The following is a 13,065-nucleotide window of genomic DNA, read 5'->3' as shown; positions in this document are numbered from 1 at the left end:
TTCTTGATATTGATGACACCGGCATTACCCGGGGTCAGTCCCAGGACTGACCCCTTTCTTTTTATCGATTAGAATACTTTACAGCCCCTTTTTTGATGGGAAACTCCATTGGTACAACGCATTCTTCAGCCAGGCGAAATCGAAGGCCTGGACCACAACGCGATTCCGCGCCTGCTGCTGCCGCAGCCTGACAGCCTGTTCAAGGCGCGCGCCTTGCGCTTGCGCGAACTGGCGCAAGGAAACATCAAGGGCATTCCCGTCGACGCGGGCATGCAGGGCTACCTGGTGCTGATGGCCGTGCTGGCCGATGCGCAGGCCGCCGTGGTGGGAAAACTGGCGCCCGGCGCCGTGCCTGCCGCCGACCCGGACGCGCTGCGCCGCGCCATCCAGCACCGCATGCCCGTGCTGCCCGTCAGCGGCGCCCGTCCGCCCGTCTGGCGCGACATCTTTGCCAGCCTGCTCGATGAACTGGCCGCCACGGCGACAAGCCAGCCGGCATTGTCCGGCGGCCTGACGCAGGTGCTGGCCCAGCTGCGCGCGCTCGATGCGCCAGCGCTGGACGCCTGCGCCGATGCCGTGCTCGATGAAAACGGCGACAACCTCAATCCCATGCATGCGCCGTTCGTCGCGGCCGCCTTGCAAATTTTATGGTCGGTGTCGGCCAGCGAATTGCGCGCCGCGCGCGTGCCGGACCTGGAAACGGGCACCCTGTGCCCCGTCTGCGGTTCGCATCCCGTCGCCAGCGTGATCCGCATCGGCGGCGGGTCGCAGGGCTACCGCTATCTGCACTGCGGCATTTGCGAAAGCGAATGGCATATGGTGCGCGTGAAGTGCTCGACCTGCGAACAGAATGGCAAGATCGCCTACCAGGGCCTGGACGCTGCCGACGCGGCGCCGTTCGACCCCGTGACGGCAAAGGACGACAAATTGCCCAACAAGGCGAACGATCCGAAGAAGGTGGCGCGCGCGGAAACCTGCGACGACTGCCACACCTACCGCAAGGTCTTCAACCAGGAACACGATTACAACGTCGAACCGCTGGCCGACGACCTGGCCAGCCTGATGCTCGACCTGCTGGTGGGCGAAGCTGGCTACCAGCGCGCCAGCGGCAATCCGCTGCTGTGGCTGGGAAAGAGCGACAGCAGCGAGGGCCAGCAGTCATGACGACGGGGCAAACCGTGCGCCTGCCATCGGTAGACCGCATCCTGGGCGACACGGCTTGCCTGGCCCTGATTGCGCACCATGGCCGCGTGCAAACGCTGGCCTGTGCGCGCGCCGTGCTGGCCGAATTGCGTACGGCCATGTTGGCCGGTGCAGTGAGCGAAGAGGGCGCGTCGATTGCCGTCATCGCCGCGCACATGGAAGAACGGCTGCAATCGCAATCGCGCTCGCAACTGCGCGCCGTGTTCAACCTGACGGGCACCGTGCTGCACACGAACCTGGGCCGCGCGCTGCTGCCCGACGCCGCCGTGCAAGCCGTGGTGGAAGCGCTGCAGTGGCCGATGAACCTGGAATTCGACCTGGAAACGGGCAAGCGCGGCGACCGCGACGACCTCGTCGAGGAACTGTTGCGCGAACTGACGGGGGCCGAAGCGGCCACCGTCGTCAACAACAATGCGGCCGCGGTGCTGCTGATGCTGAACACCCTGGCGCAGAACAGGGAAGTCATCGTCTCGCGCGGCGAACTCGTGGAAATCGGCGGCGCCTTCCGCATCCCCGACGTCATGACGCGCGCCGGCGCCGTGCTGCGCGAAGTGGGCAGCACCAACCGCACGCACCTGGCCGACTATGCGAATGGCGTGAATGAAGACACGGCCCTGTTGATGAAGGTCCATTGCAGCAATTACGCGATCACCGGCTTTACCAAGAGCGTGGAGCTCGACGAACTGGTGCCGCTGGCGGCAAAACACCATGTGCCGACCGCCGTGGACCTGGGCAGCGGGACCCTGGTCGACCTGGCGCAATACGGCCTGCCGCATGAAACGACGGTGCGCGAAACCATAGCAGCGGGGGCCGACCTGGTCACCTTCAGCGGCGACAAGCTGCTCGGTGGCCCGCAATGCGGCGTCATCGTCGGTCGCGCCGACCTGATCGCAAAGATCAAGCGGAACCCCTTGAAACGCGCGCTGCGGGTCGGCAAGCTGACGCTGGCCGCCTTGGAACCCGTGCTGCAGCTGTATCGCGCGCCGGACTTGCTGGCCGAACGCCTGACCACCTTGCGCCTCTTGACGCGTCCCGCCGCCGCCATGCGCGCGCAGGCGCAAACTCTGCTGCCGCTGTTGCAAAGCGTACTCGGCGCCACCTATATGGTTACCGCCGAAGCCATGAAAAGCCAGATCGGCAGCGGCGCCTTGCCCGTCGACCAGTTGCCCAGCTTTGGCCTGGCCATTCGCAGCGCGCCCGGTTCGCGCCTGAGCAATCCATTGGGCGTGCTGGAGCAGCGTTTGCGCGCCTTGCCGTGCCCCGTGATCGGGCGCATCGGGCAAGATACGCTATGGCTCGACTTGCGCTGCCTGGAAGCGGCGCACGAGACGACCTTCATCGCGCAGCTTGCCGGGTTGTCCGCATGATCGTCGGCACCGCAGGCCATATCGACCATGGCAAGACGACGCTGACGCGCGCGCTGACGGGCGTGCACACGGACCGCCTGAAGGAAGAGCAGGCGCGCGGCATTTCGATAGAACTTGGTTACGCCTATCTGCCGCTGGCGGACGGCACGGTGCTGGGCGTGATCGACGTGCCCGGCCACGAAAAATTCATCCGCACCATGGCCTCGGGCGTGACGGGCATCGACTTCGCCCTGCTGGTGGTGGCGGCCGACGACGGCATCATGCCGCAGACGCACGAGCATCTGGCCATCTTGCAGCTGCTGGGCGTGACGCAGGGCGCCGTGGCGCTGACGAAGATCGACCGCGCCGATGGCGCCCGCGTGGCGCAGGTGGAAGCGGATATCGAAGTGCTGCTGGCCGGCACGCCGCTGGCGGGCAGCCCGATTTTCCCCACGGCCGCCAATCGCGACAACGATGCCGGCGTGGCCGCTTTGCTGGCGCACCTGACGCAAGCGGCGCGCAGCCTGCCGCAGCGTGACGAGCGGCGTTTGTTCCGCCTCGGCGTGGACCGGGTGTTCACCTTGTCGGGGCAGGGCACCATCGTCACCGGCACGGCGCTGGCGGGAAGGGTGCAAGTGGGCGACATGTTGCAACTGGCGCCCGGTGGCGCGCAAGCGCGGGTGCGCAGCATCCATGCGCAGAACCGCGCAGCCGGGACGGGCATGGCGGGCCAGAGATTGGCGCTGAACCTGTCCGGCATCGACCGCGAGCGCATCGAGCGGGGCAACTGGATCGTCGCGCCCGAGCTGGCGCAGTGTGCCGAACGCATCGACGTGGAACTGACCCTGCTGCCCGACGCGGGAGTACACCTGAAAGCCTGGTCGCCGCTGCACGTGCACCTGGGCGCGGCGCACCAGCTGGCGCGTGCCGTCATGCTCGATGGCGAAACCCTGTCGCCAGGACAGACGGGCAGGGTACAACTGGTATTCGAGGCTCCCATGCACGGCGTGCCGGGCGACCGTTTCGTCGTGCGCAACGCGCAGGCGACGCAAACGGTGGGCGGCGGCATGGTGCTCGATCCGTTCGGTCCCGCGCGCAAGCGGCGCAGCCCGGCCAGGCTGGCCTGGCTCGATGCGCTGGCCGCGTTTGTCGCGCACGGCGACTATGCGGCCCTGCTGGCGCAAGGCCCGCTGGGCTTGCGCGAGTCCTTGCTGGTGCGCCTGTCCCTGCTGCCGGCGCACGCCCTGGCGCTGCCGCCCGACACGCGGCGTATCGCCCTGCGCGGTAGCGACGCCCTGCTGGTGGCGCCGCCGGCGTTGCTGGCGCTGGAAGAGCGGGTGCTGGCAGCATTGGAAACCTTCCACGCGCGCGCGCCCGACGAGGCGGGGCCGGAACTGTGGCGTTTGAAACGCATCGTCGACGCGGAGATGGAAGACGCCTTGTGGAGCCACCTGGTCGAAGCCTTGCTGGCGCGCGGCGAGGTGCTGGCGCGCGGCGCCAGCCTGCACTTGCCGGCGCACAGCGTGGAACTGACGCCGCAGGAGCAGGCGGTGGCCGAGCCCTTGCTGGCCGCCCTGGAGCAGGGACGATCCGATCCCCCATGGACGCGCGACCTGGCGCGCGGCTTCGGCTTAGCCGAGGATGAAACGCGCCGGCTGTTGCGCAAACTGGCCAAGGCAGGGCAGATCAGCCAGGTCGTGCACGACCTGTTTTATCACCAGGCGGCGCTGGCCGAGCTGGCGCAGCTGGTGCGGGAACTGGCGCACAAGGCGGAAGGGGATGCAGGCTTGCCGGCCGGTAATGGCGCCGTGGGCGCGGCCACCTTCCGCGACGCCAGCGGCCTGGGCCGCAAGCGGGCGATCCAGGTTTTGGAATTTTTTGACCGCGTCGGTTATACTCGCCGTGTTGGCAATGGGCATCTATTACGCCCGCAAGCGTTGTGGTCCTACACCACAGCCTTGCCCAAGAGCTAGCTCAGGTACCGCGGAAAGCACACTCATCCGGTGATGTGGCCGGGCTTCAAACCCGGTGGAGGGCGTCAGACGTTCTCCCGTAGGTTCGACTCCTACTGTTTTCCGCCAATCATTTCTCTCTCCTCCTCCCTTGCATCATCATCCGCTGGCGTTGGCCTGTTGCCACGTTGTGGAAAGTATGTCCCGAAATTGACAATATCCGGCAATGCCAGGGTGAGCCGATGGTAACATCGGCTTGTATCCCCTGTGGCAGATGAAAGCAAGCATGAAACAAGCAAGCATGGCACGGCTGCTGGCATTGGCGCTGCTGATGCCGGCGCTGGCCGCGGCGGCGGACGTGCGCATCGTCGGCGAGCATTTGCCGCCGTCGAGCATGATGGAAGGCAATGTCGTCGTGGGACGTGAAACGCTCAAGGTGCGCGACATCATGGCGCGCGCCGGCCTTTCCTACAGCATCGAGCTGCTGCCTTGGAAGCGCGCGTATGCGCAGGCGCTGCGCGAGCGTGATACCTGCATCTTTTCCACCAGCCGCACGCAGGAGCGCGAAGCGCAATTTCGCTGGATCGGTCCCCTCAACGAAGCCGAATGGATACTCTACGGCCTGGCCGAACGGCACCTGGCGTTGCGCACGCTGGCCGATGCGCGCGGCCTGGTGATCGGCACGGTGCTCGGCGACGCGCGCGACGATTACCTGCGCCAGCGCGGCCTGAACGTGGCGCCCGTGACGCAGGAGTGGCTCAATCCGCAAAAGCTGCTGCTCGGACGCATCGACTTGTGGGCCGTCGGCATGGCGGTGGGCAGCAAGCCGTTTGCCGGCAAGGAGTGGGAGGGCAAGGTGGTGCCGCTGCTGACCTTCAACCGGGTGCAGACTTACCTCGCCTGCAACAAGCAATTACCCGAGACGCAGGCCTTGGCCATGCAGCGGGCGGCGGCGGCCATGCGCCGCGACGGCAGCATGGCGCGCGAACATATCCGCTAAGGGCCGCTTCAGCTTTCCAGCCACTGGCGCACGCAATTGCGTCCTTCGCGCTTGGCCTGGTACAGGGCCTGGTCCGCGTGGCTGTAGGCCGTTTCAAATGCCGTGCCGGCGCGGTTCCAGCTCAGGCCCACGCTGACGGTGATGGCGCGCGTGATGGGCGCCGCATGGCGCTGGCGGCCGACAGTCTCGCAGATGCGCTGCGCCACCTGCGCCGCGTCGTCGCGCGAGGAGGTGGGCCAGACCACGGAAAACTCTTCGCCGCCGACCCGGCCGATGGCCGTCTCCTGTCCCAGCAATCCTTTCAGGCAGTCGACCACGGCCTGGATCACGCCGTCGCCGGCAGGGTGGCCGAAATCGTCGTTGACCTGCTTGAACAGGTCGATGTCGAGCACGATCAGCGCCATGTCGCCCTGCTCCAGGCAGCGCGAGGCGTGGTCGATCACGGCGCCGCGATTCAGGGCGCCCGTCAGCGGGTCGTGCGTGGCGCGGTATTCGAGCTGGCCGGCCAGGGTTTGCAATTGCCGGTTCAGCAGATGCATGTCGCGCTCGGCGCGGTCGCTGCGGCCGATCAGGCGCCGCGTCTCGCGCATCAGCCGCTCGTAGTGATTGATCAGTTCACCGAGCACGCGCCGCTGTTCCGCGCTCGACGCGCTGGCGTCGGCATGCATGCGGCGCGCGGCAGCCAGCGCCGCCGCTTCCACGGTGAACAGGTCGGGCTCCAGTCCGGACTCGGAGATGGCGGCGCGCATGTCCTAGCTGCCCTGCACGGGATGGTCGCGGAAGTCCAGCGCAGTGAAGTCCTGCTGCAGCTCCTGGCCGAATTCCAGGATGGTGTCGTCGTCCTCGTCGTGATACCAGTTCAGGCGCACCTGGTTGCCGTCCACGGCCGCCTGGTTCAGGGTGTCGAACAGGGTAAACAGCATCTTCGTGCTGGAGCTGTTGAAGTAGGCCAGCGAGACGTTGACGGTGATGGCCGCTTCGCGGCAGCCTTCCAGGTAGGCGCGCACGGCGGCGATCAGCGGGCCATAGAAGGCGGCCGCGTTTTCCGGATACGACTCGCCCTTGATCGACAGGGTGTGCTGCTCGAAACGGAAGTCGATTTCGGGCGAACTCGGGGTCGCGGCGATGAACAGTGGTGACGGTAATTGCATATGCTTTCCTGAGTCGGCTCTTTCAAATGATGGCTTTGATGCAGAAGATGGTGTGGCCCGGTTCCTGGGGATCCTGGACGAATTCGAATTCCAGCGGCTCGCTGGCGTCGCGCGCCATGGTGAGGAAACCCAGGCCCGCGCCCTTGCTGTCGGCGGGCGCTTCCTCGCGCAGGGCCTTTTTATACGCGAGGCGGATTTCCTCCATCGTCATGGTGTGCAGCGGTTCCAGACGGGCGCGGATCTGCGCCACGTTGTCCGTCGAGACGGGGTTGGCGCACAGCAGGAAAAAGCTGTCGCCGCGCGTGCCGATGCAGAACGAGCCGCGCCGCATCTGCTGGTCCAGCTGCGCATCGGGCGTCAGGCTGTCGGCGGAATAATGCATGATGTTTTGCGACATCTCGATGAACGAGGAAAAGATGCGCCGCCGCGTGGGCCCGGCCGCGCCGGCCGTATCGAGGCGCGCCTTGATGGTTTCGGAAATGGCATTCACCACGTGCTGCGAGAAATAGCCCACGTAAAAAAAGATGATGTTGCGCTTGCGCGCCACATCCCAAAACTCGTTGAATTCTTCGTACAGCACGTCCGTGCTCCTGGCTAGCCGGTGACCCGGTTTCTTGTTGATAAGGTGGCTCGATGGCGCCAAAACTACAGGCGGAAACAGAAAAAGGTCAGGTCGTCGCGGCGCGGCTGCTTGCCTTGCCATGCGGCGCTGTCCTGCAGCAGCGCCGCCGCCACGTCGCCGGCGGAAGCGTCGCGCCGCGCCAGCAATTGCTCGCGCATGCGCCGCTTGCCGTAGGCGATGTCGCGCGCGCCGCCGATCTGGTCGAGCAAGCCGTCGGTGGTGAGGAACAGCAGGCTGCCGGCGGGAATGGCGAGCGTCTCGTTGTGCCAGCAGTAGCCGGCTGGCGTGTCGACATAGCCCACGCCCATGCGCGCGCCGTCGATGGCGCGCACGCTCTCTTCGCCCGGCGCGACCACATGCAGCGCCAGTTTCGCGCCTGCGAAACGCAGGCTGGCGCTGGCCGTGTCGTAGCACAGGAAGGCGCAATCCATGCCGTCGTTCGAGCCGGCGTGGCCGGTGGCTTCGCCGCTGCCGGCGCCGTCCTGGCCCAGCAGGGTCTTGATGGCGCGGCTGACGGCGCCGATCAGGGCGGCCGGATCGTGCGGCCCCATCTCGCGCAAGGCCTGGCTCAGGGCCGACGAGGCGATCAGGGTCATGAAGGCGCCCGGCACGCCGTGGCCGGTGCAGTCGGCGATGGCGGCGAACCAGCCGCCCGCGTGGCGCTCGAAAAAGTAAAAATCGCCGCCGACGACGTCGCGCGGCTGCCATTCCAGGTGGGCGTCGGGCAGGGTGGCGCGCAATTCCGCATCGGAGGTGCGCAGCAGGGCGCGCTGGATCACGCTGGCGTAATCGATGCTGTGCATGATTTGCCGGTTCTTTTCCGCCTGCATGGTGGCCACCACGTTCATCAGCTGCAAGCCGAAGCCCACCCCGGCCAGCGCGCCATCGGCAGTGATGATGAAGCCGTCGGCCAGCGCCTTTTCGCCCGCTTCCACGGCGCGGAAGGTGAGGTCTTCGATGCTCATGGCGCCATCGACGATCAGCGGTTCTTTGTCCATGAAGGCGATGCAGCTCTTCTTGCCGTACACCTCGTGATAGAAGGGCTTGGACATCTGCGACATGAAGATGTTGCGGCTGATCAGGCCGATGGGCTTCTGCTGCTCCGTGACGGGCAGGCTCATCATGTCGCGCCGTTCCGTGAACAATTCCAGCACGGCGAAGTTGCTGGCGTCGGCCTGCACGGATTCCGTGGGGATGCACAGGTCGGACGCCACGGACGTGCGATAACGGGGAAGATGCAATCGAGAAGCGTTGAACTCCACAGCGGCTACCTTTACATGACGATCGGACCCTTGTTGTCGCGACGGCAAGGCGACTGACAAACAGGCAATATCATCATGGTAGCCGTTGAATATGACGGCTTGATTACCAGCTTGTCAAAACCGTATGCAAGATGGCTGCATGGCAAGCAACTTACAGGTGCCGGGCCAGCACCTGTGCCTGCGCCAGCCAGCGCGCGCGCTGCGGCTCGGTGGAGTGCAGGATGGGGCCGAAGCTGGCCACCCTGACGGGCTGGATGCCGCAAAATTCGAGGGTCGTCTTGCGCAACTGGTGGATGCCGGGCATGCGGTAGACCCAGCGGAAATACCAGGGCGGCGTATCCATCGTCACCAGCAGCTGGGCCGTGCGGCCTTTCAGCAGTTGCGCCGGGAAAGCCTTGCCGGGCCGGTACTTGAAAGCGTAGCCGGGCAGGAAGACGCGGTCGACAAAGCCCTTCAGCAGGGCCGGTGCGCCGCCCCACCAGATCGGGTAGGCGAACACCAGGTGTTCGGCCCAGCTGATGGTTTCCTGCGCCGCCAGCAAGTCCGCTTCCAGCGGCTGCACCTGGCGGTAGCCTTCGTGCAGGATGGGATCGAAGTCCAGCTGGCCCAGGCGCAGTTCGCGCACGATGTGGCCTGCGCTGCTGGCCGTGGCGGCATAGGCTTCAGCCAGGGCGGCGCAAAAGCTGTCGCCCGACGGGTGGCCGAGGAGTATCAAAATGCGCTTGGGTGTCGTCTTGGTCATGATGCAGGCTGTCCGTTAAAGAAGAGCTTGCATGCTAAAGCCTGCCCCTGGGGGCAGAGTCAAGCGGCCTCTTGCAGACGCTGCTGCGCCAGGCAGTCGCGGATTTCCGTGTCGATGTCGGCCAATTGCGCATCGAGCTGGCGCAGGCGGGCGATATCCTGCCGCACCTGTGCGCGCTTGGCGGCGATGTGCTGCGACAGGACGGCCCAGTCGGTATCGTCGCCGGCCAGGATGGGCAGCAGTTCGGCCAGGCGGAAGCCCAGGGCCTGCGCCTGGCGTATCAGCCTCACTTGCGCCAGGTCTTGCTGCGTGTAGACGCGGTAGGCGCCCGAGCGGCGCACGTCGCCCAGCAAGCCCAGCGCTTCATAGTGGCGCAAGGCCTTGGGCGAGGTGCCCGCCAGGCGGGCGATTTCTCCGATGTACATGCTGGTCCTTTGTTGAGCTGAGCTGCGGCGCACGCAGTGTAGCGCAGGTGGCTTGCCAGGCGCTACGCTGCGCGCTGCCTCAGGACGCTTTGCGCGGCGGGACTTTCTTCGCCGTGCACTCGGCGCAGGTGCCGTACAGCGACAGAGCGTGCTCGTGCAGCACGAAGCCCCGCTCGGCGGCGATCTCGTTCTGGCGCAGTTCAATGCCTTCGTCGACGAATTCATCGACCTTGCCGCAGCCTGTGCAGACCAGGTGGTCGTGGTGCTGGCCTTCGTTCAGTTCGAACACGGCGTGGCCGGATTCGAAGTGCCGGCGAAACAAAATGCCCGCTTCGGCAAACTGCATCAGCACGCGGTAGATGGTGGCCAGGCCCACGTCGATTTTTTCGGCCAGCAAGAGTTTGTAGACATCGTCCGCACTCAGGTGCTTGATCGTGCCTTCTTGAAACAGCTGCAGAATCCGCAAGCGGGGGATGGTTACTTTCAAGCCCGATTCACGCAGTTCCCTCAATATATCCATGTCTCCCATTCCTTTTTGTAGTCGCTTGAGCGAGGTAGTGCATTATATCGCAAATGATAATCATTACTATTCTCATTTGTATTGTGCGGAGTGGAAATATTATGCTGGCTCGCCAGCCGGCAGACCAGTGACATCGGCGCAAGCGTCGATTGCGTTGCACGCATCTTGCGTTGCAATTGCAAAACCAACGTTGATATCGCTACACTGTGCAGCAAGGAGTAACAATGGGGCAGGAAGATGGACCGATTTGATGCGATGCGCATTTTTACCCGCATCGTCGAACTGCGCAGTTTCACCCAGGCGGCGCACGACCTCGGCTACCCGAAGGCGACCGTCACGCATGCGATCAAGCAGCTTGAAGCGCGGCTGCGCGTGCGCCTGCTGCAGCGGACCACGCGGCAAGTGACGCCCACGCCCGATGGCGAGGCATATTACCAGCGCTGCGCGCGCCTGCTGGCGGACCTGGAAGAAACGGAAGCCGTGTTCAGTTCGGCGGCCCAGCAGCCGGCCGGCAAGCTGCGCATCGACCTGCACGCGACCCTGGCCATGCATTTCGTCATGCCCGTGCTGGACCAGTTCTGCGCCCGCTATCCGCTGATCGAACTGGAAATCGGCATGGGCGACCGCCTCGTCGACCTGGTGCGCGAAGGCGTCGATTGCGTGCTGCGCGTGGGCGAGCTGGGCGATTCGTCCATGGTGGCGCGCCGCGTGGCGCTGCTGGAGCAGGTGACGTGCGCCAGCCCCGCCTACCTGGCCGCGCACGGCACGCCGGAGACTCTGGCGCAACTGGCGGGCCACCGCGCCGTCAATTTCTTTTCCACCCAGACGGGCAAGGTCTGGCCCTTCGATTTCAAGGTGGCAGGACAGCGGCACAGCGTGGCCTTGCCGGGCACCGTGTCCGTCAACAGTGCGGACGCATACCACGCCTGTTGCCGCGCGGGCATGGGCTTGATCCAGGCGCCCCGCTACCATCTGGAGCGGGCGCTGGCGGACGGCGACCTGGTGGAAGTGCTGCGGGACTTGCGGCCCGACCCGCTCCCCGTGTCCGTGCTGTATCCCCACCACCGGCAATTGTCGCCCCGTGTGCGCGTGTTTGCCGACTGGGTCGCCAGCCTGTTTGACGGCGTGCATTGATACGTATGCGTGCGCTGCGCTGCCGCATTTTCTTGACCTGGGCAAAGGAAAAAATCCCTCTGATGATGCCATCTAGCACTATTTGATGTGGATCAAAGTTTTTGTTGCACTGCACTCTTAGACTTCGCAGCGTTACTTAACGACATTAACGACAGAGGGAAATAAAATGAAAAAGTCCGCAACTGCAGCAGCAATCGTCCTGGCCGCCATCGGCGCATTCGCCGGCAACGCAATGGCACAGGAAAGCCCATGGCTGGTCCGTGCGCGCGCCGTGCATATCGATCCGGCCAACAAATCTGCTCCCGTTGGTGGCGTCGGCGCATCCGACCTGATTCACGTCAGCAGCAAGACGATTCCTGAAATCGATATTTCCTACTTCTTTACGCCAAATATCGCTGCCGAGCTGATCCTGACGTATCCGCAAAAGCATGACGTCACCTTGTCCGGCACGAAGATCGGCAGCTTCAAGCATTTGCCGCCGACCCTGTCGCTGCAATACCACTTCATGCCTGAAAAACAGTTCAGCCCATACGTGGGTGCGGGCGTGAACTACACGAATATCTCGGACGTGAAATTGCTGAACGGTGCCGGCCGCCTGGAACATGACAGCTGGGGCTTCTCGCTGCAAGCCGGTGTCGATTACAAACTGGACAAAAACTGGTCCTTGAACTTCGACATCAAGAAAGTGCAGATCCGCAGCGACGTATTGGCCGGTGGCGCCAAGATCAGCGAAGTCAAGGTGGATCCACTCCTGATCGGCGTCGGTGTGGGTTACCGTTTCTAAGCATGGCATGACGGCGTCCACGCGGCGCGGGCAATAAAAAAACGGCCAGGTGTGAACCTGGCCGTTTTTTTGCGTGCAGCGCTTTGCTTTATTTTTTCAGCGTCTTTTCCAGCGCCAGCTGGTAGTCCGTTTTTTCGTAGCCGGCCAGGTATTTGTTGGTCGCGTCGAGGAAGGCGCGCGAGCGGTAGGCCGCTTCCAGGTCCTTGACCCATGGCTTGGCCTTGTCGGCCGTGCGGATGGCGACCAGGTTGATGTAGCTGTCCGAGATCTTTTCCACGGCGAGGGCCGACGTCAGCTTCATGCCGGCGGCCAGGGCGAAGTTACCGTTGACAAAAGCGTAGTCGGCGTCGGCCAGCGAACGTGGCAGCTGCGCCGCTTCCAGCGGCACCAGTTTCAGCTTCTTCGGGTTTTCCAGCACGTCGCGCTCGGAAGCGCGCAGCGGATCGACGTTCGGTTTGAGCTTGATCCAGCCCATCTTGGCCAGCATCACCAGCGCGCGCGCCTGGTTGGTCGGATCGTTCGGCATGGTGATGGTGGCGCCGTTCTTCACGTCGGCCAAGGACTTTTGCTTGCCGCCGTACAGGCCGATCGGCATGGTCGGCACGGTGATCAATGAGCTCAGTGGCAGCTTGTTATCGGTGGCGAACTTGGTCAGATAGACGATGTGCTGGAATACGTTGGCGTCCAGCGAACCTTCGGCCAGCGCGTAGTTCGGCTGCACGTAGTCGTTGAATTCCACGATCTTGACCTTGTAGCCCTGTTTTTCCAGGATGGGCTTGATGCCCAGCTTCAGCTGGTCGGAATACGGGCCGGAGCTGGTGCCGATGACGAGTTCTTTCGGGTCCTTGGCGTGGGCGGCGGTGGCGAAGGCCAGGCTGGCGGCGGCCAGGAGCAGGTTGCGGCGAATGTGGTTCATGCTTTTCC

The 13,065-nt window shown here is 64.4% G+C and carries 14 protein-coding genes and 1 tRNA gene; 7 read left to right on the top strand and 8 right to left on the bottom strand.

Features of this window, described 5'->3' with window-relative positions; genetic code table 11:
• Window positions 1-108: 108 nt before the first annotated feature.
• The 5 genes from fdhE to CSQ92_RS11430 all read left to right on the top strand — a co-directional run bounded on the left by fdhE (window position 109) and on the right by CSQ92_RS11430 (window position 5,501).
• Window positions 109-1,164, top strand: coding sequence for a formate dehydrogenase accessory protein FdhE (gene fdhE, locus CSQ92_RS11450; RefSeq protein WP_099394173.1), 1,056 nt, complete (start codon window positions 109-111; stop codon window positions 1,162-1,164).
• On the top strand, window positions 1,161-2,570 hold the full coding sequence (gene selA, locus CSQ92_RS11445) for an L-seryl-tRNA(Sec) selenium transferase (protein WP_099394172.1): 1,410 nt from the start codon (window positions 1,161-1,163) through the stop codon (window positions 2,568-2,570). Before fdhE ends, selA begins: the two co-directional genes overlap by 4 nt.
• Complete coding sequence (gene selB / locus CSQ92_RS11440) at window positions 2,567-4,522, top strand: selenocysteine-specific translation elongation factor (protein ID WP_099394171.1); 1,956 nt, start codon at window positions 2,567-2,569, stop codon at window positions 4,520-4,522. Before selA ends, selB begins: the two co-directional genes overlap by 4 nt.
• A 12-nt stretch (window positions 4,523-4,534) precedes the next feature.
• Window positions 4,535-4,630: transfer RNA gene (locus CSQ92_RS11435), tRNA-Sec, on the top strand.
• A 157-nt stretch (window positions 4,631-4,787) separates the two neighbouring features.
• Window positions 4,788-5,501: a substrate-binding periplasmic protein gene (locus tag CSQ92_RS11430; protein ID WP_257219196.1), complete on the top strand. Its 714-nt coding sequence runs from the start codon at window positions 4,788-4,790 to the stop codon at window positions 5,499-5,501.
• Window positions 5,502-5,509: 8 nt separating this feature from the next.
• On the opposite strand, the gene CSQ92_RS11425 is transcribed toward CSQ92_RS11430, so the two are convergent.
• The 7 genes from CSQ92_RS11425 to fur form a co-directional block, all read right to left on the bottom strand.
• The gene (locus CSQ92_RS11425; RefSeq protein ID WP_099394170.1) at window positions 5,510-6,250 is read right to left on the bottom strand and encodes a GGDEF domain-containing protein; all 741 of its coding nucleotides are present in this window, start codon (window positions 6,248-6,250) and stop codon (window positions 5,510-5,512) included.
• Window positions 6,251-6,253: 3 nt separating this feature from the next.
• Complete coding sequence (locus CSQ92_RS11420; RefSeq protein ID WP_034779193.1) at window positions 6,254-6,652, bottom strand: DUF1987 domain-containing protein; 399 nt, start codon at window positions 6,650-6,652, stop codon at window positions 6,254-6,256.
• Window positions 6,653-6,674: 22 nt separating this feature from the next.
• Window positions 6,675-7,232, bottom strand: a complete 558-nt coding sequence (locus tag CSQ92_RS11415; RefSeq protein WP_034756676.1) for a SiaB family protein kinase — start codon at window positions 7,230-7,232, stop codon at window positions 6,675-6,677.
• Between the two features lie 65 nt (window positions 7,233-7,297).
• Window positions 7,298-8,515, bottom strand: a complete 1,218-nt coding sequence (locus CSQ92_RS11410) for a SpoIIE family protein phosphatase (protein ID WP_180276995.1) — start codon at window positions 8,513-8,515, stop codon at window positions 7,298-7,300.
• Between the two features lie 172 nt (window positions 8,516-8,687).
• Window positions 8,688-9,278, bottom strand: coding sequence for an NAD(P)H-dependent oxidoreductase (locus CSQ92_RS11405; protein WP_099394168.1), 591 nt, complete (start codon window positions 9,276-9,278; stop codon window positions 8,688-8,690).
• 59 nt (window positions 9,279-9,337) lie between these two features.
• Window positions 9,338-9,703 (bottom strand): MerR family transcriptional regulator, encoded by a 366-nt coding sequence (locus CSQ92_RS11400; protein ID WP_092605938.1) that lies wholly within the window; start codon window positions 9,701-9,703, stop codon window positions 9,338-9,340.
• Between the two features lie 79 nt (window positions 9,704-9,782).
• Complete coding sequence (gene fur / locus CSQ92_RS11395; protein WP_034756687.1) at window positions 9,783-10,223, bottom strand: ferric iron uptake transcriptional regulator; 441 nt, start codon at window positions 10,221-10,223, stop codon at window positions 9,783-9,785.
• Window positions 10,224-10,460: 237 nt separating this feature from the next.
• Between fur and CSQ92_RS11390 the strand changes: the two genes are divergently transcribed.
• Window positions 10,461-11,357, top strand: a complete 897-nt coding sequence (locus tag CSQ92_RS11390) for a LysR family transcriptional regulator (protein ID WP_099394167.1) — start codon at window positions 10,461-10,463, stop codon at window positions 11,355-11,357.
• 166 nt (window positions 11,358-11,523) lie between these two features.
• Complete coding sequence (locus tag CSQ92_RS11385; protein WP_034779183.1) at window positions 11,524-12,141, top strand: OmpW/AlkL family protein; 618 nt, start codon at window positions 11,524-11,526, stop codon at window positions 12,139-12,141.
• A gap of 88 nt (window positions 12,142-12,229) precedes the next feature.
• Here CSQ92_RS11385 and CSQ92_RS11380 read toward each other — a convergent pair whose 3' ends face one another.
• Entirely contained in the window at window positions 12,230-13,057 is an 828-nt protein-coding gene (locus CSQ92_RS11380) for a MetQ/NlpA family ABC transporter substrate-binding protein (RefSeq protein WP_034779181.1), read from the bottom strand.
• Window positions 13,058-13,065: the final 8 nt, after the last annotated feature.

Origin of the sequence: Janthinobacterium sp. BJB446 (assembly GCF_002735655.1) — a bacterium.
Classification (GTDB): Bacteria; Pseudomonadota; Gammaproteobacteria; order Burkholderiales; family Burkholderiaceae_D; genus Janthinobacterium; species Janthinobacterium lividum.
The sequence above is the reverse complement of the archived record's forward strand: the minus strand, read 5'-3'. Positions and strand labels throughout refer to the sequence as shown.

Bases quoted from the DNA above. Each gene is read 5' to 3' on its own strand.
- selA (WP_099394172.1), top strand. From the start codon at position 1,161: ATGACGACGGGGCAAACCGTGCGCCTGCCATCGGTAGACCGCATCCTG.
- selB (WP_099394171.1), top strand. From the start codon at position 2,567: ATGATCGTCGGCACCGCAGGCCATATCGACCATGGCAAGACGACGCTG.
- CSQ92_RS11430 (WP_257219196.1), top strand. From the start codon at position 4,788: ATGAAACAAGCAAGCATGGCACGGCTGCTGGCATTGGCGCTGCTGATG.
- CSQ92_RS11425 (WP_099394170.1), bottom strand. From the start codon at position 6,250: ATGCGCGCCGCCATCTCCGAGTCCGGACTGGAGCCCGACCTGTTCACC.
- CSQ92_RS11420 (WP_034779193.1), bottom strand. From the start codon at position 6,652: ATGCAATTACCGTCACCACTGTTCATCGCCGCGACCCCGAGTTCGCCC.
- CSQ92_RS11405 (WP_099394168.1), bottom strand. From the start codon at position 9,278: ATGACCAAGACGACACCCAAGCGCATTTTGATACTCCTCGGCCACCCG.
- CSQ92_RS11400 (WP_092605938.1), bottom strand. From the start codon at position 9,703: ATGTACATCGGAGAAATCGCCCGCCTGGCGGGCACCTCGCCCAAGGCC.
- fur (WP_034756687.1), bottom strand. From the start codon at position 10,223: ATGGATATATTGAGGGAACTGCGTGAATCGGGCTTGAAAGTAACCATC.
- CSQ92_RS11390 (WP_099394167.1), top strand. From the start codon at position 10,461: ATGGACCGATTTGATGCGATGCGCATTTTTACCCGCATCGTCGAACTG.
- CSQ92_RS11385 (WP_034779183.1), top strand. From the start codon at position 11,524: ATGAAAAAGTCCGCAACTGCAGCAGCAATCGTCCTGGCCGCCATCGGC.
- CSQ92_RS11380 (WP_034779181.1), bottom strand. From the start codon at position 13,057: ATGAACCACATTCGCCGCAACCTGCTCCTGGCCGCCGCCAGCCTGGCC.